Origin of the sequence: Dactylosporangium sp. CS-047395, assembly GCF_050942185.1 — a bacterium.
Lineage (GTDB): Bacteria > Actinomycetota > Actinomycetes > Mycobacteriales > Micromonosporaceae > Dactylosporangium.
The window spans coordinates 7,368,594-7,394,362 of record NZ_CP192015.1 but is presented as its reverse complement, the minus strand read 5'-3'; the positions used below and the strand labels follow the sequence as shown (position 1 = coordinate 7,394,362).

General features: G+C 71.2%; 18 protein-coding genes and 1 pseudogene. 9 read left to right on the top strand and 10 right to left on the bottom strand.

Features of this window, described 5'->3' with window-relative positions; translation table 11 throughout:
* Window positions 1–19: 19 nt before the first annotated feature.
* A complete protein-coding gene (locus ACQP00_RS34795) occupies window positions 20–739 on the bottom strand; it encodes an aldo/keto reductase (RefSeq protein ID WP_433203803.1) in 720 nt (239 codons plus the stop codon).
* Between the two features lie 978 nt (window positions 740–1,717).
* On the opposite strand from ACQP00_RS34795, the gene ACQP00_RS34790 reads away from it, so the two are divergent.
* Window positions 1,718–2,590, top strand: coding sequence for a LysR substrate-binding domain-containing protein (locus tag ACQP00_RS34790; protein WP_433203800.1), 873 nt, complete (start codon window positions 1,718–1,720; stop codon window positions 2,588–2,590).
* A 354-nt stretch (window positions 2,591–2,944) separates the two neighbouring features.
* Here the strand turns inward: ACQP00_RS34790 and ACQP00_RS34785 are convergent, their stop codons facing one another.
* Window positions 2,945–3,661, bottom strand: coding sequence for an SDR family oxidoreductase (locus ACQP00_RS34785; RefSeq protein WP_433203797.1), 717 nt, complete (start codon window positions 3,659–3,661; stop codon window positions 2,945–2,947).
* 78 nt (window positions 3,662–3,739) lie between these two features.
* On the opposite strand from ACQP00_RS34785, the gene ACQP00_RS34780 reads away from it, so the two are divergent.
* Together ACQP00_RS34780 and erm are read left to right on the top strand one after the other, a co-directional pair.
* Window positions 3,740–4,573 carry a LysR family transcriptional regulator gene (locus tag ACQP00_RS34780; protein ID WP_433203794.1) on the top strand — a complete coding sequence of 278 codons (834 nt, stop codon included), beginning with the start codon at window positions 3,740–3,742 and terminating at the stop codon, window positions 4,571–4,573.
* Between the two features lie 184 nt (window positions 4,574–4,757).
* A complete protein-coding gene (gene erm, locus ACQP00_RS34775; protein ID WP_433203791.1) occupies window positions 4,758–5,537 on the top strand; it encodes an ErmE/ErmH/ErmO/ErmR family 23S rRNA (adenine(2058)-N(6))-methyltransferase in 780 nt (259 codons plus the stop codon).
* Here erm and ACQP00_RS34770 read toward each other — a convergent pair.
* Together ACQP00_RS34770 and ACQP00_RS34765 are read right to left on the bottom strand one after the other, a co-directional pair.
* A pseudogene (locus ACQP00_RS34770) lies at window positions 5,523–6,329 on the bottom strand (dolichyl-phosphate beta-glucosyltransferase); the annotation flags it as partial. The gene erm and the pseudogene ACQP00_RS34770 overlap by 15 nt on opposite strands.
* A 239-nt stretch (window positions 6,330–6,568) precedes the next feature.
* On the bottom strand, window positions 6,569–7,753 hold the full coding sequence (locus ACQP00_RS34765; RefSeq protein ID WP_433203788.1) for a GAF domain-containing sensor histidine kinase: 1,185 nt from the start codon (window positions 7,751–7,753) through the stop codon (window positions 6,569–6,571).
* 150 nt (window positions 7,754–7,903) lie between these two features.
* On the opposite strand from ACQP00_RS34765, the gene ACQP00_RS34760 reads away from it, so the two are divergent.
* The 6 genes from ACQP00_RS34760 (at window position 7,904) to ACQP00_RS34735 (ending at window position 16,093) form a co-directional block, all read left to right on the top strand.
* The gene (locus ACQP00_RS34760; RefSeq protein ID WP_433203785.1) at window positions 7,904–8,515 is read left to right on the top strand and encodes a TetR/AcrR family transcriptional regulator; all 612 of its coding nucleotides are present in this window, start codon (window positions 7,904–7,906) and stop codon (window positions 8,513–8,515) included.
* A gap of 5 nt (window positions 8,516–8,520) precedes the next feature.
* Window positions 8,521–10,257: an ABC transporter ATP-binding protein gene (locus ACQP00_RS34755; RefSeq protein ID WP_433203782.1), complete on the top strand. Its 1,737-nt coding sequence runs from the start codon at window positions 8,521–8,523 to the stop codon at window positions 10,255–10,257.
* A gap of 56 nt (window positions 10,258–10,313) precedes the next feature.
* A complete protein-coding gene (locus ACQP00_RS34750; protein ID WP_433203779.1) occupies window positions 10,314–12,239 on the top strand; it encodes an ABC transporter ATP-binding protein in 1,926 nt (641 codons plus the stop codon).
* Between the two features lie 87 nt (window positions 12,240–12,326).
* The gene (locus ACQP00_RS34745; RefSeq protein ID WP_433203776.1) at window positions 12,327–13,961 is read left to right on the top strand and encodes a hypothetical protein; all 1,635 of its coding nucleotides are present in this window, start codon (window positions 12,327–12,329) and stop codon (window positions 13,959–13,961) included.
* Window positions 13,962–14,110: 149 nt separating this feature from the next.
* On the top strand, window positions 14,111–15,277 hold the full coding sequence (locus ACQP00_RS34740) for a lytic polysaccharide monooxygenase (RefSeq protein ID WP_433203773.1): 1,167 nt from the start codon (window positions 14,111–14,113) through the stop codon (window positions 15,275–15,277).
* Window positions 15,278–15,346: 69 nt separating this feature from the next.
* Window positions 15,347–16,093 (top strand): hypothetical protein, encoded by a 747-nt coding sequence (locus ACQP00_RS34735; RefSeq protein ID WP_433203770.1) that lies wholly within the window; start codon window positions 15,347–15,349, stop codon window positions 16,091–16,093.
* Here ACQP00_RS34735 and ACQP00_RS34730 read toward each other — a convergent pair.
* The 6 genes from ACQP00_RS34730 to ACQP00_RS34705 form a co-directional block, all read right to left on the bottom strand.
* The gene (locus ACQP00_RS34730; protein ID WP_433203767.1) at window positions 16,090–16,668 is read right to left on the bottom strand and encodes a hypothetical protein; all 579 of its coding nucleotides are present in this window, start codon (window positions 16,666–16,668) and stop codon (window positions 16,090–16,092) included. The genes ACQP00_RS34735 and ACQP00_RS34730 overlap by 4 nt on opposite strands.
* Before the next feature lie 484 nt (window positions 16,669–17,152).
* A complete protein-coding gene (pgi, locus tag ACQP00_RS34725; protein ID WP_433203764.1) occupies window positions 17,153–18,787 on the bottom strand; it encodes a glucose-6-phosphate isomerase in 1,635 nt (544 codons plus the stop codon).
* 18 nt (window positions 18,788–18,805) lie between these two features.
* On the bottom strand, window positions 18,806–19,723 hold the full coding sequence (locus ACQP00_RS34720) for a sulfite exporter TauE/SafE family protein (protein ID WP_433203761.1): 918 nt from the start codon (window positions 19,721–19,723) through the stop codon (window positions 18,806–18,808).
* Between the two features lie 295 nt (window positions 19,724–20,018).
* Complete coding sequence (locus ACQP00_RS34715; protein WP_433203758.1) at window positions 20,019–22,508, bottom strand: DNA gyrase/topoisomerase IV subunit A; 2,490 nt, start codon at window positions 22,506–22,508, stop codon at window positions 20,019–20,021.
* 236 nt (window positions 22,509–22,744) lie between these two features.
* On the bottom strand, window positions 22,745–24,802 hold the full coding sequence (locus ACQP00_RS34710; RefSeq protein ID WP_433203755.1) for a DNA gyrase/topoisomerase IV subunit B: 2,058 nt from the start codon (window positions 24,800–24,802) through the stop codon (window positions 22,745–22,747).
* 223 nt (window positions 24,803–25,025) lie between these two features.
* Window positions 25,026–25,700, bottom strand: coding sequence for a hypothetical protein (locus tag ACQP00_RS34705; protein WP_433203753.1), 675 nt, complete (start codon window positions 25,698–25,700; stop codon window positions 25,026–25,028).
* Window positions 25,701–25,769: the final 69 nt, after the last annotated feature.

The following is a 25,769-nucleotide window of genomic DNA, read 5'->3' as shown; positions in this document are numbered from 1 at the left end:
GACGTACGACTGTGGGATATCAGACCGTGGTCCGATGTGCGGCGAGCGCGGACATGTTTTCCTCTAGGTGCCGCATCGACGACGTACCCGGGATCGGCAGCATCACCGGCGACCGGCGCAGCAGCCAGGCGAGCGCTGCGACCTTGTCCGCCGTGGGTGCCACCGGGCGCCACGGGACGAAGGCGATGCCGCGGCGTTCGCAGTAGTTCAGCACGTCCTCGGAGGCTCGGTCTTCCATGTTGTACCTGTTCTGCACGCTCGCGATCTCGACGATCTCTTCCGCTTCACGCAATTGGGCGACGGTGACCTCCGACAGCCCGACCCGCTGGACCTTGCCCTCGTCCTTGAGCCGCCGCAGCGCCCCGACCTGGTCCGCGAGCGGGACGGTCTTGTCGATCCGATGCAACTGGTACAGGTCGATGCTCTCCACCCGCAGCCGGCGCAACGACAGTTCGGCCTGCTGCCGGAGGTATTCCGGCCGCCCTAGGTCGAACCATTCGCCGCCAACGCAGATCCGCCCGCCTTTGGTCGCGACGATGACGCCCTCGGGATACGGGTAGAGCGCGTCGGCGAGCAGCTCCTCGTTGCGCCCCATGTCGTAGGCGTCGGCGGTGTCGAAGAACTGCACCCCCAGGTCAACGGCGCGCCGCGCGATGGCGACGGCCTCGTCGTGCGCCAGGTGCGCGGGCGGCCCGGTGAGTCGCATGGCCCCGAAACCGATCCGGTTCACGTCAAGCATGGTCAAGAGGTTCCTTTCCGCTTTGGTACTGCCCACGCTCCCGCACGCAACCATGAAGCACAATCGACACCTTGTGAGACCAACCGCGTAGCATCACTACGCAATGACGCTCGGCGCCCCTCGACTCCCCGGCCCGTCCTCGACCGCGCCGGCACCTACGACCGCCGCGCTCCGGCCGCGACCCTGCCCGCTCTCGTCCCACACGCGCGCCTGGGCTTGGGACGTGCGCGCCCAGGTCTGGTCGGGTCGGTTCGAGGGCGGTGGTGATGGTGAGGGTGCCGTCCGCAGGTGCCGACGCGGCGGACCGGGTCAGCACGCGCCCCGTTCCGCCTGTGCGTGGCCGTTCGTGGTTGCGCGCGTGTTCGGGGTCTGGGTTGTGCGCGGCCGGTTTTAGTTGCGCGTGTTCGGGTCTGGGTTGCGTGCGCCGGGTTCTGCCTGTGCGCGCCAGGTTCTGCCTGCGGGCCGCCGGTTGTGGTTGCGCGTGCTCGGGTCTGCCTATGCGCGTCCGTGTCTGGGTTGCGCGCCCGGGTCTGCTTGTGCGCGTCGGGGTCTGGGTTGCGTCGGCCTTGGTTTGCGTTGTCTGGGCTCGTGCCGATCGTGTCTGCGGTCCGAGCGCCCGTGGCGTTGGTCGAGTGCGTATCGACCGTGTCCGCGAGAGGTGCGTCCGCGAGAGGTGTTCCCGCGTGGCTCGGGCAGATCGCGGCTCGGGCAGGTCACGGCTCGGGCAGGTCACGGCTCGGGCAGGTCACGGCTCGGGCAGGTCACGGCTCGCGCCGGTCGCGCCTCGGAGCGTCGCGGCGGTCGCGGGTGGCGGGCCGGGCCGTCGAGGTCGGCGTGGTGTCGTTGGCATCCGCGGTGCGGCGGGTTGGCGGGGTCGGGAGTCGTGGTGATTGACGGGCGGGCGAAGGTGAAGGACGTCGGGGACCGGGGGTGGGCGCTGTGGGGCTGAACTTAGAGCGGTTGCGGGTGTTGCATGCGGTGGCGAGTACTGGGTCGGTGGTCGGGGCGGCGGCCGTCCTGCACGTGACGACGTCGGCGGTGTCGCAGCAGCTGGCGCGGCTTGAGCGGGAGACGGGGCAGGAGCTGTCCGAGCGGCAGGGGCGCGGGCTGCGGCTCACGCCGGCTGGGGTGTTGCTTGCCGGGCATGCGGCCGAGTTGCTTGCGCACGCCGAACGGGTGGAGGCGGCCCTCGCTGAGCATCGGGGTGTTGTTGCCGGGCCGCTGCGGGTGGCGGCGTTTGCGACCGCGGCTCGGGGGTTGCTGCCGCAGGTGCTGCGGGATCTGCGTGCGCGGCATGCGGGGCTCGTTGTGGGGCTGGCTGAGCTCGAACCGCATGAGGCGCTGCCCCTGCTGCGGCGGGGGGAGTTGGACGTGGTGGTCGTGCAGGACTGGGTGGCCGATCCGCTGGCGGTGGGGGAGGGGCTTGGGCGGCGGGAGTTGCTGGAGGATCGGTTCGATGTCGCGGTACCCGTCGGGCATTGGGCGGCCGGCCGCTCCTCGGTCGAGGTCGGGGAGCTGGGCGGGGAGGAGTGGATCAGCTGGAGTCGCGGGCAGATCTGTCATGACTGGTTGCTGGGGACCTTCCGCGGCCTTGGCGTGGAGCCCCGGGTTGCGCACACCGCTTCCGAGCACTCGACGCAGTTCGCGCTTGTGGGGGCTGGGCTGGGGATTGCGGTCGTACCGCGGCTCGGACGGGAGGCGGTGCCGGACGGCGTGCGGATGGTCGCGATCACCCCGGTCGCGGTCCGGCGGGTCTTTGCGGTCTGGCGGCTGACCACCTCGCCCCGTCCGGCGATCGGGGCCGCGCTGACCGCGTTGGATCAGGCCGCCGCCGAACTTGGGGCGAGGTAGATCAGGACCCGCTGACCGCTCCGGATCAACTCCGTCGAACCGGGCTTTAGATCCTAGTTTCCTAGGACACAGAACGCCGCGAGACGGAGGACGCCGCGAGACGGAGGACGCCGCGAGACGGAGGACGCCGCGAGACGGAGGACGCCGCGAGACGGAGGACGCCGCGAGACGGAGGACGCCGCGAGACGGAGAACGCCGCGAGACGGAGAACGCCGCGAGACGGAGGACGCCGCGAGACGGAGAACGCCGCGAGACGGAGAACGCCGCGAGACGGAGAACGCCGCGAGACGGAGAACGCCGCGAGACGCAGAACGCCGGTGTCCTCAAGCGGTCGGCATGAGGACACCAGCTGCGTCAGGCGAGCAGCGCGCCGCCGTCGACCGGGATGATGGTGCCGGTGGCGAAGGGCTGGGTCATGCAGTAGACGAACGCGCGGGCCACGTCGTTGACCTCGCCGACTCGGCGCAGGGGTACGGTGGCCGCGTTCTGCTCGTAGAAGGCCTCCGGCGCCGACCACATCGGGCTTCGAATCACCCCGGGCTTCACCGCGTTCACGCGTAGGCGCGGTGCCAGCTCCACGGCGAGGGCGCGGGTCAGGGCGTCCATCGCGCCGCACAGGCTGGCGCCGAGGGTCCAGCCTGGCGCGGGGCGGTCGGTGGCGGTACCGGTGGTCAGTGTGACCGAGCCTCCGTCGCGCAGGTGGGGAGCGGCGGCGCGGACGGTGGCCAGGGCGCCGAAGTACCGCAGGGCGAAGAAGCTGGCGGCGGTGGCGCGGTCCAGGTCGGGGAGCGGCACGAGGGTGAGGGGTTCGCCCGCCGTGTAGGCGAGGTGGTCGATCGTGCCGATCGTGTCGATGACGGCGCCGATCGTGGGTTCGTCGGTCAGGTCGGCGGCGTGGCCGGTGGCCGTGGTGGGCAGGGTCGTCAGGGCCTTGTCGACGGTTTCCCGGCGGCTGCCGACGATGACGACCTCGGCGCCGAGGGAGGCGGCCGTCTGGGCGGTGGCCAGGCCGATGCCGGAGGTGCCGCCGAGGATGGCGACCCGGCGGCCGGTGAGGGCGAGTGGTTCCATGCGGTCAACGGTTGCGCACCGAGGGGGCGGCCGGCCAAGACCTAAAGCGGACCCCGTGATACCGGTACGATCTGACGGGTGGATCTGGACCTGCGAAAGCTGCGGTACTTCGTGGCGGTCGCGGAGCAGTTGCACTTCGGGCGGGCGGCGCAGGCGTTGCACGTGGCGCAGCCGATGCTGTCGCGGCAGATCCGGGTGTTCGAGCGGGAGCTGCACGCGCAGTTGTTCGTGCGGGATCGGCACGGGGTGGCGCTCACGCCGGCCGGGGTCGAGCTGCTGGAGAGCGGGCGGCCGCTGCTCGCCGAGGCGGCGAGGGTGCAGCGGCGGGTGCGGGCCGACGCGTTCGCGGTCGCGTTCATGCCGGGGCTGGTGGTGACCGGGGCGGTGCGGGCGCTGGAACGGAACCATCCGGGGCTTGTGGTCGAGGTGGTGCGCACGTACTGGGACGAGCAGACCGCGGTCCTGCGTGACGGCCGGGCCGACGTCAGCTATGTGCGGCTTCCCGTTGAAGAAGGGCCGAACGTCCTGGCCTTGGGTAAGGAGCCGCGCGTGGTTGCGCTGCCGGCCGGGCATCCGTTGGCCGGCAAGGAGTCCGTGCGGCTGGTCGACCTGGACGGGGAGACGTTGCTGCAGCCGGTGGGGGCGGTGCCGGAGTGGCGGTACGCGACGGCGGCGGGAGCGCCGGCCCGCAGTGTCGAGGAGAAGCTGGAGCTGGTGGCCCGCGAGCATGGGATCGTCGTGCTGCCGCGGTCGGTGTCGGCGTACTACCGGCGGCCCGACGTCGCCGTGGTGCTCGTCGAGGATCTGCCGCCGGGGGAGATCGGGCTCGCCTGGGAGCGTGAGCATCGGCTGCTGGGGGAGTTCGTGGCGGCGGCGAAAGCATTCGCGCCGTGTGATACGTTGCTGGCATGACCACCACGACGCATGCCCTGCTCGCGTCGGCCGTGATGCCGGCCGCGCGCCTGCGCCTCCGGCGTCGTGCCCTGGTCTGCCAGGCCTGACGTCGTTCTTCCGCACGTAGAGGCCAAATCTTCCTGAGCAGTTCCGGGGCCCTTCCGCGTCCGCATTCGTTGCGAGCGAACAGGGAACCTGGTCAATGTCGCGTGTTCGTGCTGCCCATCCGCGTGCCCGGCGGGTGTACGGGCAGAATTTTCTGGCTGATCCGGTCGCGGTGCGGCGGGTCGCCGAGGCTACCAGCATCAACAGATCTGATCTCGTGGTTGAGGTCGGGGCGGGGCGGGGGCGGCTCACCGAGGAGTTGCTGCGGCGGGCCGGTCATGTGATTGCGTACGAGGTCGATCCGGACATGGCCCGCGCGTTGCCGCGCCGCGCCGGGCTGACCGTGCGCACCGCCGACTTCCTGGGTGCGCAGCCGCCGGGGGAGGCGTTCGCGGTGGTGGGCAACATCCCGTACGCGCTGACGTCGGCGGTCGTCGGCTGGTGCCTCGCGGCGCCGCGGCTGACGTCGGCGACGTTGTTGACGCAGCTGGAGTATGCGCGCAAGCGGACCGGGGACTACGGGCGCTGGTCGCGGCTGACGATCGAGACGTGGCCGGAGTTCGACTGGCACCTCGCCGGGCGGGTGCCGCGGGCCGCGTTCCGTCCGGTGCCGCGGGTCGACGGGGGGATTCTGCGCCTCACCCGGCGGCCGGAGAGCTTGATCCAGTCGAGTCAGCTCATGCGGTACAAGATGATGGTCCGTCTGGGTTTCTCCGGTGTCGGCGGCTCACTGCTGGCGTCGCTGGTGACCCGGCACCCGCCGGCCCGGGTGACCGCGGCGTTCCGGGCGCTGCGCCTCGATCCCCGCACACCCGTCGGGCTGGTGTGGCCGGAGCAGTGGCTGACCTTGCACCGCTTGCTAAACGCCAAGCGGTGACAGGGCAAGGTCGGGCGCCAGCGCACCGCGGCCCAGGCGGGCGCGCAGCTCGGCGATCGGCACCGTCCCGTCGCGCAGCGTGCGGCGCATCCGGGCGACCCCGCGCAGGTCGTCCAGGGCGGTCCGGACGATGTCGACGCGGCTGTCGGGGTCGTCCACCCAGTCGACCGGCACCTCGTGGATGCGCAGGCCGGCGCGTTCGGCGATGACGAGCAGTTCGGTGTCGAAGAACCAGGTGGTGTCGCGCACCTGCGGCAGCACCAGCTGGGCCACGTCGCGGCGGATGGCCTTGAAGCCGCACTGCGCGTCGGAGAAGCGGACGCCGAGCGACGTGCGCAGGATCCGGTTGTACGAGCGGGAGATGAACTCCCGTTTCGGCCCGCGCACGACCCGGGAGCCGCGGGCGAGCCGGGAGCCCATGGCGACGTCGGAGTGGTTGGAGATGAGCGGGGCGACGAGCGGCAGCAGCCCGCCGAGGTCGGTGGACAGGTCGACGTCCATGTAGGCGAGCACCTGCGCGTCGGAGCGCTGCCACACCGTGGACAGGGCGCGCCCGCGGCCCTTCTGGTCGAGGTGGTGGACGGTCACGTGCTCGAAGCGGCCCGCGAGCGCCGTGGCGACGGCGAGTGTGTCGTCGGTGGAGGCGTTGTCGGCGACCGTGATCCGGAAGGTGTACGGCACGTAGGCGCCCAGAAACGCATGCAGCGTCTGGATGCAGCGTTCCAGGGTGTGCTGCTCGTTGTACACGGGGATGACGATGTCGAGGACGGGGGCGTTCGCGGTGATCTCCATGCCTCCAAGCGTCGGGGCGGATCTTGTGAGCGGGTCGCGGAGAAGCTGGAAGCGGGCTGGCAACCCGGGTGCTGGCTAGGCCCTGTCCTGCCGATCTTGCCGGCCTGCACCGGGCCCAGATTCCGGCTGCGCACACATCGCGAAAGGCCGGTTACAACCCCGGTAACCGACCTCCCGCGCTGCGCACGCAGCCGAAATCTGGACTCCGTCTCGGCTCGACAAGCTCGGCAGGACAGGGCCTAGGGCAGCGTGAGCCGCGCGGTGGTGCCGGCGCCGGCGGAGGACAGCGTGATCCGCCCGCCGTGGGCCGCGGCGATCTCCTGGGCGATGTGCAGGCCGAGGCCGACGCCGGGGACGGCCTGGCGGCGGGCGTGGCGGCCGCGGAAGAAGCGCTGGAAGACGTACGGCAGCTCGTCCGGCGGGATCCCGGCGCCGGTGTCGCTGACCTCGATGGCGGGGGCGGGGGCGTAGAGGGCGCGGACGGTGACCTTGCCGCCGGCCGGGGTGAACAGGATCGCGTTGCGCACGAGCTGCTGCACGGCCTGGGTCAGCCGGGCGATGTCGGCGGAGACGACGGAGGCCTCGGTCGGCGTTTCGACGACGACCTCGACGCCGCGCGGCTCGGCCAGGGCGGTGCAGGCCTGCACGGCGGCGGACAGGACCATGTGCAGCTCGACGGGGCTGCGGTGCAGCAGGAGCGGCGCGTCGGCGGGGCGGGTGCCGGTGAGCAGGTGGTCGACCATGCCGACGAGGCGCTGCCCGTTGCGGTAGATGGGTTCGACGAGGCGGCCGTAGCCCTGCAGGCGTTCGTCCTCGGCGAGCAGTTCGAGGTACCCCTGGATGGCGGTGACCGGGGTGCGCAGCTCGTGCGAGATGGTGGCGACGAGGTCCTCCTCGCGCTGCGTGGCGCGGGCCAGTTCGTCGCCGAGCTCGGCGAGCATGAGGCGGCTGCGCATGAGCGAGAGGTGGCCGGTGGCCTGCCGGGAGAGGGTTTCGAGGGCCTCCTGCTGGCGGGGGCCGAGGTCGCCGGGCCGGTCGTCCTTGACGCAGAAGGCGCCGAGGACGTGGCCGTCGTCGTCGATGAGGGGGGCGCCGGCGTAGAAGCGGATGTGGGGTTCGCCGGTGACGTTGGGGTAGTCGCGGAACTGGGCGTCGGCGCGGGCGTCGGTGACGACGAGGGTGCGGCGGGTGGGGATGGTCTCGGCGCAGAAGGAGATGGCGCGCGGGGTCTCGTCCTGGACGACGCCGGTCTTGCCGGCGAAGAACTGCCGTTCGCGGTCGACGAGGGTCACGGTCGACATGGTGGTGTCGAAGACCGACGAGCCGAGCTGGGTGAGCTCGTCCAGCGCCCTGGGCCGGGGCGCGTCGAGCGCGCCGTAGCTGTACAGGGCCGACAGCCGGGCTTCCTCGTCGACGTCGCGCATGGCGTCCTTCTCTCCGGTGGATGGTCCGATCCGCTCATCGTTGCTGTACCCGGGAGTCGCCGCTGATCACGCTGCGTTGCCACGTGGTTGCAACTACGCCGTTGGTGAAAACCGGTGGACGAGTGAGTGCTCGCTCATTACAGTGGCCCCGTGAATGCTGAGACCCGGCGCCGCCGGGTGCCCGCCATGGCTCCCGATGAGCGCCGCGCGGCGCTCATCGCCGCCACGTTGCCGCTGCTGCTGACCCATGGCGCCGCGGTCACCACCCGGCAGATCGCGGAGGCGGCGGGCGTCGCCGAGGGCACCATCTTCGGCGTCTTCCCGGACAAGGCGTCGCTGCTGGCCGCGACCATGAAGCAGGCGTTCGACCCGGGGCCGGTGCTGCGGGCCCTGTCGGCGATCGACCCGCAGGCGACCCTGCGTGAGCGGCTCACCGACGCCGCGGCGATTCTGATCCGCCGGATCGAGAGCTCGATCCCGCTGATGATGCTCGCCCGCACCATGCCGTTCCCGTCCGACGAGTCGCCGATGGCGGCGATGCTGGAGGGCCGGGCCCGGCTCACCGAGGCGGTCGCGCGGATCGTCGAACCGGACCGCCACCTGCTGCGCCGCAGCCCGGAGACGACCGCCGGGCTGCTGTTCGCGCTGGTCGGGATCTCGACGCGGGGCCTGCTGCCGCACGACGAGTTCTCGCCCGAGGAGATCGTGGCCGTCCTGCTGGACGGTCTGCACAAGCCCCCATCCGACTCTGGAGAAGCCTGAGAGACATGCTGATCCGTCTGCTGCGAACGTACCTCGGCCGCTACCGCGGGCCGATCACCCTGGTGGTGCTGCTGCAGCTGGTGCAGACGCTCGCCACCCTCTACCTGCCGACCCTCAACGCCGACATCATCGACCGCGGCGTCATCACCGGCGACACCGGCTACATCCTGCGCATCGGCGGGTTCATGCTCGGCGTGTCGCTGGTGCAGATCGTGTGCTCGGCCGCGGCGGTGTTCTTCGGGGCCCGCACCGCGATGGCGCTCGGCCGGGACGTGCGGGCCGGGCTGTTCGCGAAGGTCCAGACCCTGTCGGCCCGCGAGGTCGGCGAGCTCGGCGCGCCGTCGCTGATCACCCGCACCACCAACGACATCCAGCAGGTCCAGATGCTGGTCCTGCTGACCTTCACGCTCATGGTGTCGGCGCCGATCATGTGCGTCGGCGGCATCATCCTGGCCCTGAAGCAGGACGTGCCGCTGTCCGGGCTGCTGCTCGTCGTCGTGCCGATCCTGGTCATCATCATCGCGCTGATCGTGGTGCGGATGCGGCCGCTGTTCCGGCTCATGCAGGTGCGCATCGATCTGGTCAACCGGGTCATCCGCGAGCAGATCACCGGCATCCGGGTGATCCGCGCGTTCGTGCGCGACGAGCGGGAGCAGCAGCGCTTCGCCCGGACCAACGGCGAGCTGCGCGACGTGTCCCTCGCGGCGGGCCGGCTGATGTCGCTGATGTTCCCGACGGTCATGCTGGTCGTCAACGCCTCCAGCATTCTCGTGCTGTGGTTCGGGGCCAAGCGCATCGACACCGGCGGCATGGAGGTCGGGGCGCTGACCGCGTTCCTGTCCTACCTCATGCAGATCCTCATGTCGGTGATGATGGCGACGTTCATGTTCGTCATGATCCCGCGGGCCGAGGTGAGCGCCGAGCGCATCCAGGAGGTCCTGGGCACCGAGTCCAGCGTGCACGCCCCGGACGAGCCGGTCACGGTGCTGGGCGAGCACGGCGAGCTCGAACTGCGCGGGGTGTCGTTCCACTATCCGGGCGCGGAGGCGGCGGTGCTGTCCGACGTGAACGTCGTCGCGCATCCCGGGCAGACGACGGCCATCATCGGCAGTACCGGCGCGGGCAAGACGACCCTGCTCAACCTGGTGCCGCGGCTGTTCGACGCCACCGGCGGGACGGTGCTCGTCGACGGCGTGGACGTGCGGCGCATCGACCCGGCGCTGCTCGCCCGCACGGTCAGCATGGTTCCCCAGAAGCCATACCTCTTCTCCGGTACCGTCGCCACGAACCTGCGCTACGGCCGCCCCGACGCCACCGACGAGGAACTGTGGCGGGCCCTGGAGGTCGCGCAGGCGGCCGACTTCGTGCGGGCCATGCCCGAGCAGCTCGCCGCGCCGATCGCGCAGGGCGGCACGAACGTCTCCGGCGGGCAGCGCCAGCGCCTCGCGATCGCCCGGACCCTGGTCGCGCGGCCCGAGGTGTACCTGTTCGACGACTCGTTCTCGGCCCTGGACTACGCCACCGACGCGGCGCTGCGCGAGGCGCTCAAGCGCGAGATCGAGGGCGCCACGGTCGTGATCGTCGCCCAGCGGGTCAGCACCATCCGCGACGCCGACCGCATCGTCGTGCTCGACGAGGGCCGGGTCGTCGGGACCGGCTCGCACCAGCAGCTCATGGACGACAACGAGACGTACCGCGAAATCGTTCTTTCGCAGTTGACCGAGCAGGAGGCCGCAGCATGACCGGACCAGGACGTCCAGGCGGCGCGGGCGGAGGCGCGCGGCCCGGCGGACCTCCGATGGGCGGACCCGGCCGGATGATGATGGCCGGCGGCCCGCCCGCGAAGATCGACGACTTCAAGGGCTCGGCCAAGCGGCTGCTGAAGATGCTCGCCCCCGACCGCCTCATCGTGATCGCGGTGCTGGTCTTCGGCATCGCCAGCGTCGTGCTGTCCACGCTCGGCCCGCGGCTGCTCGGCCACGCCACCGACGTGATCTTCGAGGGGATCATCAGCAAGCGGATCCCGGCCGGCACCACCAAGGAACAGGCGATCGAGGCGCTGCGGGCGCGCGGCGACAACGCGTTCGCCGACCTGCTGTCGGGCATGACCAACCTGGTGCCGGGCCAGGGCATCGACTTCGGCCGGCTCGAGCGGGTCCTGCTCGGGGTGGCCGTGGTGTACATCTTCGCCTGGATCCTCGGGCTGCTACAGGCCCGGCTGACCACGGTCATCGTCCAGCGCACCGTGTACCGGCTGCGGGAGCAGGTGCAGGCGAAACTGTCCCGGCTGCCGCTGTCGTACTTCGACCAGCAGGCCCGCGGCGAGGTCCTCAGCCGCGCCACGAACGACACCGACAACATCGCGATGACCCTGCAGCAGTCGATGTCCATGCTCCTCACGTCGGTGCTGACGATCATCGCGGTGCTCGGCATGATGTTCTGGATCTCGTGGCTGCTGGCGATCATCGCGCTGGTCACGGTGCCGCTGTCGGTGTTCATCACGGCCCGGGTCGGCAAGCGCGCCCAGCCGGAGTTCGTGAAGCAGTGGGCGACCACCGGCCGGCTCAACGGCCACATCGAGGAGATGTTCACCGGCCACTCGGTGGTGAAGATCTTCGGCCGGCAGCACGAGGCGGCCGAGACGTTCCAGGAGCACAACGAGGCCCTGTACACCTCGGCGTTCCGGGCCCAGTTCATCTCGGGCCTGATCCAGCCGGCGATGATGTTCATCGGCAACATCAACTATGTGCTGGTGGCGGTCGTGGGCGGGCTGCGGGTCGCCTCGGGGACGATGACGCTGGGCGATGTGCAGGCCTTCATCCAGTACAGCCGGCAGTTCTCCCAGCCGCTGACCCAGGTCGCGGCCATGTCGAACCTGGTCCAGTCCGGCATCGCCTCCGCCGAGCGGGTCTTCCAGCTGCTCGACGCGCCCGAGCAGAGCCCCGACCCGGCCCTGCCGGCGCGGCCCGAGCAGGTCCGCGGCAAGGTCACCTTCGAGCACGTCTCGTTCCGGTACAAGGACGACGAGCCGCTGATCGAGGACCTGTCGCTCAGCGTCGAGCCGGGCCAGACCGTGGCGATCGTCGGCCCGACCGGGGCCGGCAAGACCACGCTGGTGAACCTGATCATGCGGTTCTACGACCTGACCGGCGGGCGGATCCTGCTCGACGACGTCGACATCGCCACGATGTCCCGCGACGAGCTGCGCGAACAGATCGGGATGGTGCTGCAGGACACCTGGCTGTTCCAGGGCACCATCGCCGAGAACCTCGCCTACGGCGCCGACCACTCCACCCCGGAGTCGATCGCGGCCGCGGCCGAGGCGGCGCACGCCGACCGGTTCGTGCGGACCCTGCCCGAGGGCTACGACACGGTCATCGACGAGGAGGGCGCCGGCGTCTCGGCGGGGGAGAAGCAGCTCATCACCATCGCCCGGGCGTTCCTGGCCGAGCCGACGATCCTCATCCTCGACGAGGCCACCAGCTCCGTCGACACCCGGACCGAGGTGCTGATCCAGCGCGCGATGAGCACCCTGCGCTCCGGCCGGACGAGCTTCGTCATCGCCCACCGCCTGTCCACGATCCGCGACGCCGACCTGATCCTCGTCATGGAGCACGGTTCGATCGTCGAGCAGGGCACCCACGACTCCCTGCTGGCCTCCGGCGGCGCGTACGCGCGGCTGTACTCGGCCCAGTTCGCCGCGGCGGCCGTCGAGGTCGACTGAGCCGTTCGGGAGCAACCTGCCCGCCCCCGGGTGCGACTCGCCCGGGGGTGGGCGTTTGCCCGGCCGCGCCTGGGTAGTGGGCCGCCCGTGCTGACGAACCTGGCCCACCTGGACTCGCTGCGGGTCCGCATCGCGCCGCCGGCCACGGCCGGGCACACCACGTACCGCCTCGCCGAGGAGCCCGCCGTCGAGGTCGTCTGGACCTACGCCGAGCACGGCCCGGACGGCTACCGCAACGTCGGCGGCGGCCTCGTGACCGGCGAGGAGTGGGGCCAGGGCGCGTTCAACGCCGACGACATCGCCCGCGCCGCTGTGGTCTACACCCGGCACTGGCGGGCCACCGGCGCCGACACCAGCCGCAGCGCGGCCCGGCAGCTGCTGCGCGGCCTCGCCTACCTGCAGACCGTGCCCGCCGACGACACCGACCCGCGGGCCGGCAACGTGGTGCTGTGGCAGCAGCCCGACGGGCGGCTCAACCCCAGCGCCGACCCGGTCGAGCATCCCGACCCGTCCGACGGCGGCGAGTCGGCCTGGCTGGCCCGCACGATCTGGGCGCTCGGCGAGGGCTACGCGGCCTTCGTCACCGAGGAGCCCCCGTTCGCGGCGTTCCTGCGCACCCGGTTGCGCCTCGCGATGGGTGCCGTGCGCCGGCAGGTGTTGCGCCGGTACGGCCAGTGGCGCCTCGTCGACGAGACGCCCACACCGGCCTGGCTCATCGCCGACGGGGCCGACCTGACCGGCGAGGCGCTGCTGGGGCTGTGCGCGTACGCCGGCGAATCGGGCGACGAGGACGCCCGGAAGGTGACCGAGCAGCTCGCCGAGGCCGTCACCGCCATGCGCACCGGCACCCCGTGGACGTGGCCGTTCGGGGCCGTGCTGCCCTTCGGCCTGTCCCGCACCGAGTGGCACGGCTGGGCCGGGCTCGCCCCCGGCGCCCTGGCCCGGGTGTACGAGGTGTGCGGGGACCTCGCCGCCCGTGACGCCGCGCTCGCCGACGCCTCGTCGTTCACCCCGCACCTGCTCGTCGCCGGCGGCCCGGTGAACCTGCGGGTCGCGCTGCCCGGGGCCCGCGAGGCGCTGACCCTCGACGGGGTGCAGCTCGCCTACGGCGCCCACTCCCGCCTCGAGTCGCTGCTGGCCACCGCCCGCGCCACCGGCCGGCCCGCGCTGCGCACCCTGGCCGGGATCGCCGGGTCGTGGTTCTTCGGCAACAACCCGGCGGGTGCCCCGATGTACGACCCGGACACCGGCGTCACCTACGACGGCATCGACCTGCCCGACAGCCCCGGCGCGGTGCGCCGCGAACTGGCCGAGGGCCGCGGCGCCGTGCAGCGCGACCTGCCGCCCGGCCGGGGCATCGTGCACCGCGACGCCGGCGCCGAGTCGACCATCCACGGCCTGCTCGCCATGCTGGCCCTCGACGGCGACCCGCAGGCGGCCGCGATCGCCCGGATCGCCGAGCCCGCGGTGCGCATCGAGGGCGCCGAAATGCACTCGATGGCCCTGGCCGACCCGGCCACCGGCGCCCACCTGACCCTGCTGCGCAGCCTCGCCACGTCCACCCGCGCCGCCGACGTCGTCGTGCCCGGCGACGCCCCGGCCACCGTCAGCGTCAACGACCCGGCGGGGGAGGAGCTCGAGCACTACACGACGACCGCCGGGCGGATCCGGGTCCTCGTCGCTGCCGGCGGCTTCACCACCGTGGTACAACCCGGCGAGTAGGTCCGGCGAGTAAGTTTCACGGCTCACAACTGCATATCCACGGTCGTCACCGTGTGGGGTTTGCCACCCCGTGGTGACCCCGGCCACACTGCGCCTACCTCGTGGGAGCCGAGCAATTCTGCCGCGCCCCGAACCCGAGGAGGTACCCCTTGGCAAGGATCGCCAGAGGCGCGCTGTGGCCGGCCGTGGTCGCCGCCGCCTCGCTCGTCGCGGCCGTCCTGGTCGCCCCCGGCACCGCGCAAGCGCACGGTGTCGCGATGGCCCCAGGCAGCCGCACCTACCTGTGTTACGTCGACGGACTGCAGTCCACCGGCCAGATCTCCCCGACCAACCCGGCGTGCGCCGCCGCCGTGGCCCAGGGCGGCCAGCAGCCGCTCTACGACTGGTTCGGCGTCCTGCGCTCCGACGCCGGCGGGCGCACCACCGGCTTCATCAACGACGGCGAGATCTGCGGCGGCGGGACCACCAAGTACGCCGCCTACAACGCCGCCCGCACCGACTGGCCGACCACCCACCTCACCGCCGGGTCGACGATCCAGCTGCGGTACAGCAACTGGGCCGCGCACCCCGGCACGTTCCACATGTACATCACCAAGGACGGCTTCGACCCGACCAGCCCGCTGAAGTGGTCGGACCTGCAGTCGTTCTGGAGCACCACCGACCCGCCGCAGTCCGGCGGCCCCGGCGCGCTCAACTACTACTACTGGAACACCACGCTGCCGACGGGCAAGACCGGACGGCACATTTTGTACATCCAGTGGGTCCGCTCGGACAGCCAGGAGAACTTCTTCAGCTGCTCCGACGTGGTCTTCGACGGCGGCAACGGCGAGGTCACCGGGGTCAAGGGCAGTGGCGGCGGGCCCAGCGGCTCCGCGTCCCCGTCCCCGTCCCGGTCGGCATCGGCGTCGGCGTCTCCTTCGGCGTCGCGTTCACCGTCCCGGTCCGCGTCCGCGTCGGCGTCGGCGTCGCCTTCGCGTTCCGTGTCGTCCTCGCCCAACCCGGGTGGCTCCGGGTGTACCGCGACGTGGGCCCTGCAGCCCAGCTCGTGGGCCGGGCACTTCCAGGTGAACGTGACCGTGAAGAACAACGGGGCGTCCACGCTCAACGGGTGGACGGTCCGGTGGACGTACACCGGCGGGCAGGGCTTCGAGGGATCCCCCTGGAACGGCACCCTGACCGGGCAACCGCCCAACGTGGCCGTGGCCAACGTCGACTGGAACAAGGTCCTCGGACCGGGCGCCACGACGTCGTTCGGCTTCAACGCGACCGGCACCGCCCCGTCGAGCGCGCCGGCGCTCACCTGCTCCAGTCCCTGATCGCGTGTTCTTTCGATTCGCGGCGTCCGCATCCCCCTGCGGGCGCCGCCCCGAACCTCCGAGGCATCCGTGACCCGACCCCTGGCCCTGGCCCCCTGGCTCCGCTACGTCATCGGCTTCGCGGCGATCGCCGTCGTGCTCGGCGCGATCGTGCTCGTCACCCAGCGCGGCGACTCCGCCCCGCCGCCGAAGGAGACCGTGCACAGCGTCGAGGGCGCCCTGGGCAACCGCCAGCAGGCCAGCCTCGAGGTGGTCAGCGGCGCCGAATCCGTGATCATCCACGCCGAGCCGCTCGACGGCCTGCTGTACCGGGCCTCGACCCTGCCCGGCAGCAAGGTCGAACCGGTCGCGGCCGAGAACGGCGACACGGTGAACCTGAGCCTCAACGGCACCGAGATCGCCGGCCAGGCCACGATCCACGTGTACCTCAACGACAAGGTCAAGTGGACCCTGAACCTCGCCGGCGGCGGCCTGCGCCAGGTCGTCGACTTCGGCGGCGGCCGCCTGGCCGGCATCGAGGTCAAGGCCGGCGTCCAGGAGCTCGACGTGACCGTCCCGAAGCCGGAGGGCACCATGCCGATCCGGGTCGGCGGCGTCGGCAAGCTCTCGGTGCACGCCCCCGGCGGCGTCCCGGCCCAGGTGACCCTGGCCGACAAGGGCACCATCGGCGAGGTCCGCCTGGACGACAAGGTGTCGAAGAACGTGGCCGGCGGCACGGTCCTGGCCACCGGTACGGACTACGGCTCCGCCGCCGACAAGTACGACCTGCAGGTCGGCACGGCTGCCGCGGCCGTCTCGGTCGACCGCCGGCCTTAGGCTGCCTGCCGCTCCCGGGACGGCACTCCGAGCGCGGGCAGCCTGGCCAGGGAGATGTCGGGCGACTGCCCGGACAGCACCATGAGCCGGCGCATGCTGAGCCGCACCAGGTGATGCGACACGAAGAACAGCCACCCGGCCAGCGGCAGCTCGACCACGAACGCGGTGGCGAGGCTGACCCACCGGTCGGGCCCCGACGCCGTCATGATGTCGAACCAGGCGTCACAGGCCAGCAGCGTGCCGCTCACCAGCGCGGCGAGCACCACGACCTGCCGCCGGCGCAGCGCCGCCCAGGCCGTGAACGCGAGCGCGAACATGAGCGCCACGTCGAACCCGACCCAGGTCAGCGGCCAGTGGCTGGCGAGGTACCGGGGCGGGAGCCTTATGGCCAGCAGCACGATCCACGGAATCATGAGCACGCTCGCGACCCCGAGGATGACGACGAACCGCCGCCTGGCCCGCTCGGTGGCCGCCAGCGACCGCCGCGCGAGGCGGGGCTGGAGCTCGGCCAGGCGGCGCGCGAGGTCGGCGCGCTCCTCGGCGCTCATCGCGCGCAGCTCAGCGTCCTCGATCACGTCACCGAGCGTACGTCGCGATCTCACCCGCGCCCCTCGCCCGCGCGTGGCTCCCAGCACACTCTGACGTGCCTCGAACGCGGCCCGATATGTCCGACACTTCGTGATCGGACATATCGCATTTATACCCCGACAGGCGATAAGTCGGTTGACGCGAAGCGATAAGTCGGGTTTGCGCTTAAATGCCACACCCGTGCCTGCAAGATCGCGGAAAGGGGGTCTCGCACTAGGCGGGCCCCTTGCCGTGCGGTGCTTGTGTGCGGTGCCTGCGCGTGCGTGCGGTGCGGTGCCTGTGCGTGCGGTGCGGTGCCTGCGCGTGCGTGCGGTGCGGTGCCTGTGCGTGCGGTGCGGTGCCTGTGCGTGCGGTGCGGTGCGGTGCCTGTGCGTGCGGTGCGGTGCCTGTGCCTGCCGTGCGTGCGGTGCTTGTGTCGGGCGGGGTGGCGCGCGACCGGAGCCCCGGTCGCGCGCCACCGACGGCGAGCGGTCAGCGCCCGCGCAGCGCCCGGTATCGGCCCACGAGTCCGGCCGTCGAGGAGTCCAGCGCCGACAGGTCCGCGTTCTCCGAGGTCAGCGCCGGTTCGATCCGCTTTGCGAGGACCTTGCCGAGTTCCACGCCCCACTGGTCGAACGAGTCGATGTCCCAGATCGCGCCCTGGACGAAGACCTTGTGCTCGTACAGGGCGATCAGCTGCCCCAGAACCTGCGGCGTCAGCTCGTCGGCCAGGATCGTCGTGGTCGGGCGGTTGCCGTGGAAGGTGCGGTGCGGCACCTCGGCCTCCGCCACCCCCTCGGCCGCCACCTGCTCCGAGGTCTTGCCGAACGCCAGCGCCTGGCCCTGCGCGAACAGGTTCGCCATGAGCAGGTCGTGCTGGCCGCCGAGGGGGCCCAGCTCGGCGACCGGCTGGGCGAACCCGATCAGGTCGGCCGGGATGAGCGCCGTGCCCTGGTGGATGAGCTGGTAGTACGCGTGCTGGCCGTTGGTGCCCGGGGTGCCCCACACGATCGGGCCGGTCGCCCACTCCACCGGGTGGCCCTCGTGGTCGACGGACTTGCCGTTGGACTCCATGTCCAGCTGCTGCAGGTACGCCGTGAACCGCGACAGGTAGTGGCTGTACGGCAGCACGGCATGCGTCTGCGCGTCGTGGAAGTCGCGGTACCAGATGCCCAGCAGGCCCAGCAGCAGCGGCGCGTTGGCCTCCGGCGGCGCGGTGCGGAAGTGCTCGTCCATCTGGTGGAAGCCGGCCAGCATCGCGCGGAACCCGTCGGGGCCGAGCGCGATCATGAGCGAGAGGCCGATGGCGGAGTCGTAGGAGTACCGGCCGCCTACCCAGTCCCAGAATTCGAACATGTTCGTCGTGTCGATGCCGAACTTGGCCACCTCGGTGGCGTTGGTCGACACGGCGACGAAGTGCTTGGCCACCGCCGCGTCGTCGCCGAGCGCGTCGAGCAGCCACTTGCGCGCGGCGGTCGCGTTGGTGATGGTCTCGATCGTCGTGAACGTCTTGGACGACACGATGAACAGGGTCTTGGCCGGGTCGGCGTCGCGGACCGCCTCGTGCAGGTCGGCGCCGTCGACGTTGGAGACGAACTTGAAGGCGAGCGACCGGTCGGTGTACGCCCGCAGCGCCTCGTACGCCATCGCCGGGCCCAGATCCGAGCCGCCGATGCCGATGTTGACGACGGTCGTGATGCGCTCGCCGGTGTACCCCTTCCACTCACCCGAGCGGATGCGGTCCGCGAACGCCGCCATCCGGTCGAGCACCGCGTGCACCTTGGGCACCACGTTCTCGCCGTCGACGAGGATCTCCGCGTCGCGCGGTGCTCGTAGTGCGGTGTGCAGTACCGCGCGATGCTCGGTGAAGTTGATCTTTTCACCGCTGAACATGGCGTCGCGCAGGGCGAACACCCCGCGGGCGGCCGCGAGCTCGTGCAGCAGGCGCAGCGTCTCGTCGGTGACCAGATGCTTGCCGTAGTCGAGGTAGAGGTCGCCGGCCTGCAGCGAGTACCGGGTGCCCCGGTCGGAATCGCCGGCGAACAGGTCGCGCAGGTGGACCTCTCCGAGCTCCGCGCGGTGCTTGGCCAGCGCGGCCCACTCGGGCAGGTGGTTGAGCCGAGGCATCAGGAAACTCCTAGCGAGTCAGCGTGGTGACACTCCACTCGCTGATTCTGCCCCTTTCGCGGTCGTCTCGTCGTGGGTGCCCGGATCTTGTGAGCGTCCTCGCCGTGTCACGCCGACCGCGACCGCGCCGGCCGTCGCCAGCCCGACAAGCAGAAGAACAGCCGCCGTCGGTACCGCGAACAGCTTCAACGCACTCGCCAGCAACACGATGATCAGGGCGGCCCGCACCACCCCGGCCGGCGCCCGCGAGGACAACCGCGCCCCGATCAGCACCCCCGGCACCGACCCGATCAGCACCGCCGCGGCCAGGTCGAGCTTGAGGTCCCCGAAGAACGCGTGCCCGAGCGCCGCGGCGAGCACGAGCGGGATCGCCTGCACCAGATCCGTGCCGACCAGGTCGCGGGGCCGCAGCGCCGGGTACAACGCCAGCAGGATGACGATGATCAGCGACCCGGACCCGACCGAGGTCATCCCGACCACGAGCCCGCCGACCGCTCCCAGCAGCACCGTCGGCACCGGCCGCACCGCGATCGCGGCCGCCGGCCCGTCCCCGTGCCGGTCCTTGCGCATCGCCTTCACGACGAGCCCGGCCACGGCCAGCAGCAGCGCCACCCCGAGCGCGATCCGCACCACGTCCTGCACCCGCTCGCCGTCGCCGATGGCGCGCATGAGCAGTACACCGAGGAAGGCACTTGGCACACTGCCGAGGCACAGCCATCGCACGAGCGCCCAGTTCACCGAGCCGCGCCGGGCGTGCACCCAGCCGCCGAAGGGCTTCATGACCGCGGAGGCGGCGAGGTCGCTGGAGACGGCGGCGAGCGGCGGCACCCCGAAGAACAGCACCAGGATCGGCGTCATGAGCGCCCCGCCGCCCATGCCCGTCAGCCCGACGATGACCCCAACCCCAAGCCCGGCCAGCGCCAGCAACGGATCCATGCGACGAAGTCTCGCGCCTAATCTTGATTTTGTCCACTAAGTAGGTCGACAAAGGTGAGAAGTCCACCGAGCGAGCGACCACCCATCGTGACCGGCGACACCCTGCGCCGGCCATGCACAAGCGTGCCAATGCGCCCTGAAATGTCCTGATCATCGCCCGCTTGAAAGGCTTGAAACCCGACTTAAGCCCCGTCGGGCGAAAAATCCGATAAGTCGTGGCGCGCCAGCGCCCGACTTATCGCCCAAAGGCCCACACCGGCGCGCCTCAGAAACCGGAGGCGCGCCGGCGAGAGATTCAGCCCCGCTCGACCAGATGCCCGATCAGCTCAGGAGCCCGCAACTGCGCCCCGGAGCCGTCGCGCCGGGAGTCGGCCGCCGGCAGGTCGCGCGGGTCGCCCTTGGTGTTCGAGGCGACCGGCCGCGGCCCGATCCAGGCCAGCACCAGGTGCGTCTCGCCCTTGAGGAACCGCTGCGCGCGGACCCCGCCGGTGGCGCGCCCCTTGGCCGGGTACAGGCGGAACGGCGTCATCTTCGCATTGCCCATGGTCGCCGTGACCACCATCGGCTCGCCGTGCTCCGGGTCCTTCGTGACCACGGCCCCGAAGAAGATGGCCGACGTGTCCGCGGCGAGGCTGATGCCCGCCATCCCGCCGCCCTTGAGCCCCTGCGGCCGCACCAGCGAGGCCGGGAAGCGCAGCAGCGAAGCGTCCGAGCTGACGAAGGCCAGGGTCTCGGAGCCGTCGGTCAGCCAGGTCGCCCCGATCACCTCGTCGCCGTCGCGCAGGCCGATGACCTCGAACTCGTCGGAGCGCACCGGCCACTCCGGCGCGCAGATCTTCACCTGGCCGTTGCGGGTGCCCAGGGCCAGGCCGGGGGAGCCGGACTCGCGGTCGGCCAGCGGGGCCAGGCCCACCACGGTCTCGCCCTTCTCCAGCGGCACCAGCTCCGCGGTCGACATGCCGCCGCGCAGCGAGACCGTGCCGGACTGCTCGGGCAGCGTCGGCAGCGGCAGGACGTCGACCTTGAAGGCGCGCCCGCGGCTGGTGACGAGCAGGATCTGGCCGCGGGCGGTGGTGTGGACGACGGCGCGTACGGCGTCGTGCTTGTCCCGGCCGGCCTTGGTCTTGGCCTCCGGGGCCTCCTCCGACTCGGCCGCGGTCCGGGCGACCAGGCCCGTCGCCGACAGCAGCACCTGGCACGGGTCGTCGGTGACCTCGAGCGGGCCGGCCGGCACCGAGGCGGCGAGGACCTCCTTGAGGTCGCCGTCGATGAGGGTGGTGCGGCGGGGCGCGCCGTGGTCCTTGACGACGGCGGCGAGCTCGTCGGAGACGACCTTCTTCAGGACCTTCTCGTCGTCGAGGATCTCGCTCAGCGCGGCGATCTCCTCGTTGAGGCGCTGCTGCTCGGCCTCCAGCTCGATGCGGTCGTAGCGGGTGAGCCGGCGCAGCGGGGTGTCGAGGATGTAGGTGGCCTGGATGTCGGTGAGCCCGAACCGCTCCATCAGGCCGGTCTTGGCCGCCGCCGCGTTCTCGCTCTCCCGGATCAGGGCGATCACCTGGTCGATGTCCAGCAGCGCGATGAGCAGGCCGTCGACGAGGTGCAGCCGGTCCTGGCGCTTCTTGCGGCGGAACTCGGTGCGCCGGGTCACCACCTCGTAGCGGTGGGCCAGGAACACCTCCAGCAGCGCCTTGAGCCCGAGCGTCTGCGGCTGGCCGTCGACGAGCACGAGGTTGTTGACGCCGAAGGACTGCTCCAGCGGGGTGAGCCGGTAGAGGTCGGCCAGCAGGGCCTGCGGGTTGACGCCGACCTTGCACTCGATGACCAGGCGGGTGCCGTTCTCCCGGTCGGTGAGGTCCTTGACGTCGGCGATGCCCTGCAGGCGCTTGGTCTTGTTGACCTCGTCGGTGATCTTCTCGATGACCTTTTCGGCGCCGATACCGTACGGCAGCTCCGTCACCGTGATCGCCTGCCGCCCGCGGCTGCCCTCGAGCAGCCCGATCTCGACCCGGCCGCGCATGCGCACCACGCCGCGGCCGGTCTCGTAGGCCTTGCGGACCTCGTCGAGGCCGAGCAGCAGCCCGCCGGTGGGCAGATCGGGCCCCGGGACGAACTCCATGAGCTTGTCGAGGGTCGCGTTCGGGTGGTTGATCAGCCAGCGGGTCGCGGCCACGATCTCGGCCAGGTTGTGCGGGATCATGTTGGTCGCCATGCCCACGGCGATCCCGGACGAGCCGTTGACCAGCAGGTTGGGGAACGCGGCGGGCAGCACCGAGGGCTCGTCGAGGGAGCCGTCGTAGTTGGGCCGGAAGTCGACCGTGCCCTCGTCGAGCTCGCCGACGAGCAGCATCGCCTCGCGGGACATGCGCGCCTCGGTGTACCGCGAGGCCGCCGGCCCGTCGTCCGGGGAACCGAAGTTGCCGTGGCCGTCGATGAGCGGCACGTTGAGCGAAAAGTCCTGGGCCATGCGCACCATGGCGTCGTAGATCGCGCTGTCGCCGTGCGGGTGGTACTTGCCCATGACGTCACCGACGACGCGGGAGGACTTCACGTGCCCCCGGTCGGGGCGGTGCCCCTGCTCGCTCATCGAGAACAGGATCCGCCGGTGTACCGGCTTGAGCCCGTCCCGCGCGTCCGGCAGGGCCCGGGAGTGGATGACCGAGTAGGCGTACTCCAGGTAGGAGTCCTCCACCTCGGTGGTGAGCGGGTTGTTCAGCACCCGCGCGCCGGCCTGGTCGAACGCGGACAGGTCGGCCTTGACCGCGGCCTTGCTCTTGCGTGCTGCCATCGTGTGCTGTCGGCCTTTCCGTCTTTACGCGTCGTTCGTCTGATGCCGGACCCGCGCCCGCGAGCGCGATGAGCCAAAAACTTCCGGGCGCGATGAGCCAAAAACCCCCGGGCGCGATGAGCAAGAAACCCGTGGGCGCGACGTGCCGAAAACCTGGGGGCGCGATGTGCCGGAAGCCTGCGGGCGCGACGTGCCGGAAGCCTGCGGGCGCGACGAGTCGGCAAGCATGAGGGTGCTCACGCGTCGATCGTCTGCTGGTCGACCCGGGGCGCCGCGTCGATGAGCCAGTTGCGGCGGGGCTCGACCCGCTCGCCCATGAGCAGCTCGAGCACCTCCTCGGCCCGGTCGACGTCGTCGAGGGTGATGCGCCGCACCGCGCGGGTGGCCGGGTTCATCGTGGTGTCCCACAGCTCGTCGGCGTCCATCTCGCCCAGGCCCTTGAACCGGGGGATCGGGGTGACGACCTGCTTGCCGGCCTTCTCCAGCCGGGCCACGGTGGTCTCCATCTCCTGCTGCGTGTACGTGTAGATCGTCTCCGAGTTCCGCCCCTTCGTGACGATCTTGTGCAGCGGGGGGACGGCCGCGTAGAGCCGCCCGTCGGCGATGGCGGGCCGCATGTACTTCGCGAACAGCGTGATGAGCAGGGTGCGGATGTGCGAGCCGTCGACGTCGGCGTCGGCCATGATGAGGATGCGGCCGTAGCGCATCGACTCCAGGTCGAACGTGCGCCCCGAGCCGGCCCCCAGCACCTGCACGATCGCCGAGCACTCGGCGTTGTCGAGCACCTGCTGGATGTTGGCCTTCTGCACGTTGAGGATCTTGCCGCGGATCGGCAGCAGGGCCTGGTACTCCGAGGAGCGGGCCATCCGGGCCGTGCCCAGGGCGCTGTCGCCCTCGACGATGAACAGCTCGCTGCGCTGCACCCCGGTGGAGCGGCAGTCGACGAGCTTGGCCGGCATCGACGCGCCCTCCAGCGCCGTCTTGCGCCGGGCCGCGTCCTTCTGCTGCTTCTGGGTGAGCCGGACCCGGGCCGCGTCGACGATCTTCTGCAGGACGGTGCGGGCCTCGACCTTGGTCTTGCGGGCCTCGATCCAGGCCTTGATGTGCGCCTCGACGACCTGCTGCACGACCCGGGTGACCGGCGCGGTGGACAGCTCGTCCTTGGTCTGCGAGGTGAACTGCGGCTCCGGGATCCGCACGTGGATGACGGCCGTCATGCCCTCGAGCACGTCGTCGAGGGTCGGCAGGTCCTCCTTGGGCCGCAGCAGGCCGCGGGTGTTGCGGATCGCCTCGGTCAGCGCCCGGGTCGCGCCGCGCTCGAAGCCGCGCCGGTGGGTGCCGCCGTGCACGTTGCGGATGGTGTTGGAGAACGACTCCACGACCCGGTCGTAGCCGGTGCCCCAGCGCAGCGCGATCTCGACCTCGGCCCGCCGCTCGACGTTGGCCTTCATGACGCCGTTCTCGTCGGCGGCGTTCTCCTTGTAGGTGCCCTCGCCGTTGATGAGCAGCGTGCCGCAGACCGGCTTGTCGCCGCTGGGGGCGAGGAACTCCACCATGTCGGCCAGGCCGTTGGGGTAGTGGTACGTCTCGGTCTCGATCGAGCCCTGCGTGGCGTCGCGCAGCACGTAGGTGACGCCCGGCACGAGGAACGCGGTGTTGCGCAGCTTCGCCCGGACCTGCTCGGGGTCGAGGGTGGCGCCGGTCTCGAAGTAGCGCGGGTCGTGCCAGTAGCGGGTCGAGGTGCCGGTGCCCGAGCCGCGCTTCATCCGGCCCTGCACGACCAGCCCGCCGCCCCGGCGGAACTTGGAGTTGGGGTTGGGCCCGTCGAACTCGCCCGGCACGCCGTGCTGGAACGACATGTGGTGGATCTTGCCCTCGCGGCGGACGGTCACGTCGTAGCGGGTCGACAGCGCGTTGACCGCGGAGGCGCCGACACCGTGCAGGCCGCCGGAGGTCTTGTACCCCGACCCGCCGAACTTGCCGCCGGCGTGCAGCCGGGTCAGCACCAGCTCGACGCCGGACATGCCGGTCTTGGCGTGCACGTCCACCGGGATGCCGCGGCCGTCGTCGTCGACCTGCACCGAGCCGTCGGCGTGCAGCGTCACCTCGATGCGGGTGGCGTGCCCGGCGATGCCCTCGTCGGTCGAGTTGTCCACGATCTCGTTGAACAGGTGGGCGACGCCGCGGCTGTCGGTCGAACCGATGTACATGCCCGGGCGCTTGCGGACGGCGTCGAGCCCTTCGAGGAGCGTAAGGTTGTCTGCCCCGTACAAGGACTCGGGTTGTGCGGTCAACTCGGCTCTCTCCAATGGTCCTGGTCCCCTGTGCTGCCCGCGAGCGTAGACCTAGGGTCTGACACTTTTTCGGCACCCTGGCGACATGTGGCCCCTGACGCCCCGGATTTCCGGATCGAGGCCGACCGAAACGCGGCGCTACCGAGAAGCGCGCTACCAGGGCGCGACCAGGAATGATACTGCGCGCCGGCCGGAGAGCGCGGACGGCGCGCACGTGGACGGGTCAGATGTTGACGGGGGTACGGCCGTTGCTGAACTGCCGCACCGCCGCCAGGATCTCGTCCTCGGAGCGGTCGGCGAAGTTGAGCGTCGCGGTGAAGCCCGAGCCGTAGAACAGCTTCAGCATGGCCGAGTCGACCTGGGTGAACGCGCCCAGGCTGCCCTCCAGCCGCGGGTCGCGCGGCTTGACCACGAGCATCTTCTCCAAGCCCCAGCGCCGCCGCGAGATCCGCTCGATGCCCTCCCAGGGCAGCCAGATCGCCTGCCCGCGGGTCGGCCGGGTCTTGATCCACATCCCGGTGGGGGCCAGCGCGAGCACCGGGCCGCCGGAGGCGATCAGGAAGATCTGCAGCCCGAACGCGGCCGCGATGACCACCGCCAGGCACCCGACGATCCCGACCAGGGCCACGATGTCGCCGCTGGTCGAGTTGGGGTCGTTGTCGGCGGTCAGGGCCAGCCCGAGCGGGCAGGCGAAGATCAGCAGCGTCACGATCCCGATCGGGGCGAGCACCAGGATGCGCTTGAGCACGCTCGGCTTGGCCACGAACGGCAGGTTGTCCGGGATCCGCTTGGTGACCGGCGCCGGCGGCACCTGATACCCGCCCCGCGGCGGCCCGGCGAAGCCGCCGGCGGGACCGGCGGGACCGGCGGGAGGCAGAAGCTCACCGGAGATGGGCACATTCGCAGGCCGGTTCCACGCGGGCGGCCGGGGCCCCGAGGCCGGCCCGGAGGGAGAGGTGGGCTCCGT

Excerpts from the sequence above, each read along its gene's own strand:
- ACQP00_RS34785 (WP_433203797.1), bottom strand. The coding sequence starts at position 3,661 with ATGGAACCACTCGCCCTCACCGGCCGCCGGGTCGCCATCCTCGGCGGC.
- ACQP00_RS34750 (WP_433203779.1), top strand. The coding sequence starts at position 10,314 with ATGGGCGGACCCGGCCGGATGATGATGGCCGGCGGCCCGCCCGCGAAG.
- pgi (WP_433203764.1), bottom strand. The coding sequence starts at position 18,787 with ATGCCTCGGCTCAACCACCTGCCCGAGTGGGCCGCGCTGGCCAAGCAC.
- ACQP00_RS34755 (WP_433203782.1), top strand. The coding sequence starts at position 8,521 with ATGCTGATCCGTCTGCTGCGAACGTACCTCGGCCGCTACCGCGGGCCG.
- ACQP00_RS34765 (WP_433203788.1), bottom strand. The coding sequence starts at position 7,753 with ATGCGCGACGTCGACGAGGAAGCCCGGCTGTCGGCCCTGTACAGCTAC.
- erm (WP_433203791.1), top strand. The coding sequence starts at position 4,758 with ATGTCGCGTGTTCGTGCTGCCCATCCGCGTGCCCGGCGGGTGTACGGG.
- ACQP00_RS34795 (WP_433203803.1), bottom strand. The coding sequence starts at position 739 with ATGCTTGACGTGAACCGGATCGGTTTCGGGGCCATGCGACTCACCGGG.
- ACQP00_RS34715 (WP_433203758.1), bottom strand. The coding sequence starts at position 22,508 with ATGGCAGCACGCAAGAGCAAGGCCGCGGTCAAGGCCGACCTGTCCGCG.
- ACQP00_RS34720 (WP_433203761.1), bottom strand. The coding sequence starts at position 19,723 with ATGGATCCGTTGCTGGCGCTGGCCGGGCTTGGGGTTGGGGTCATCGTC.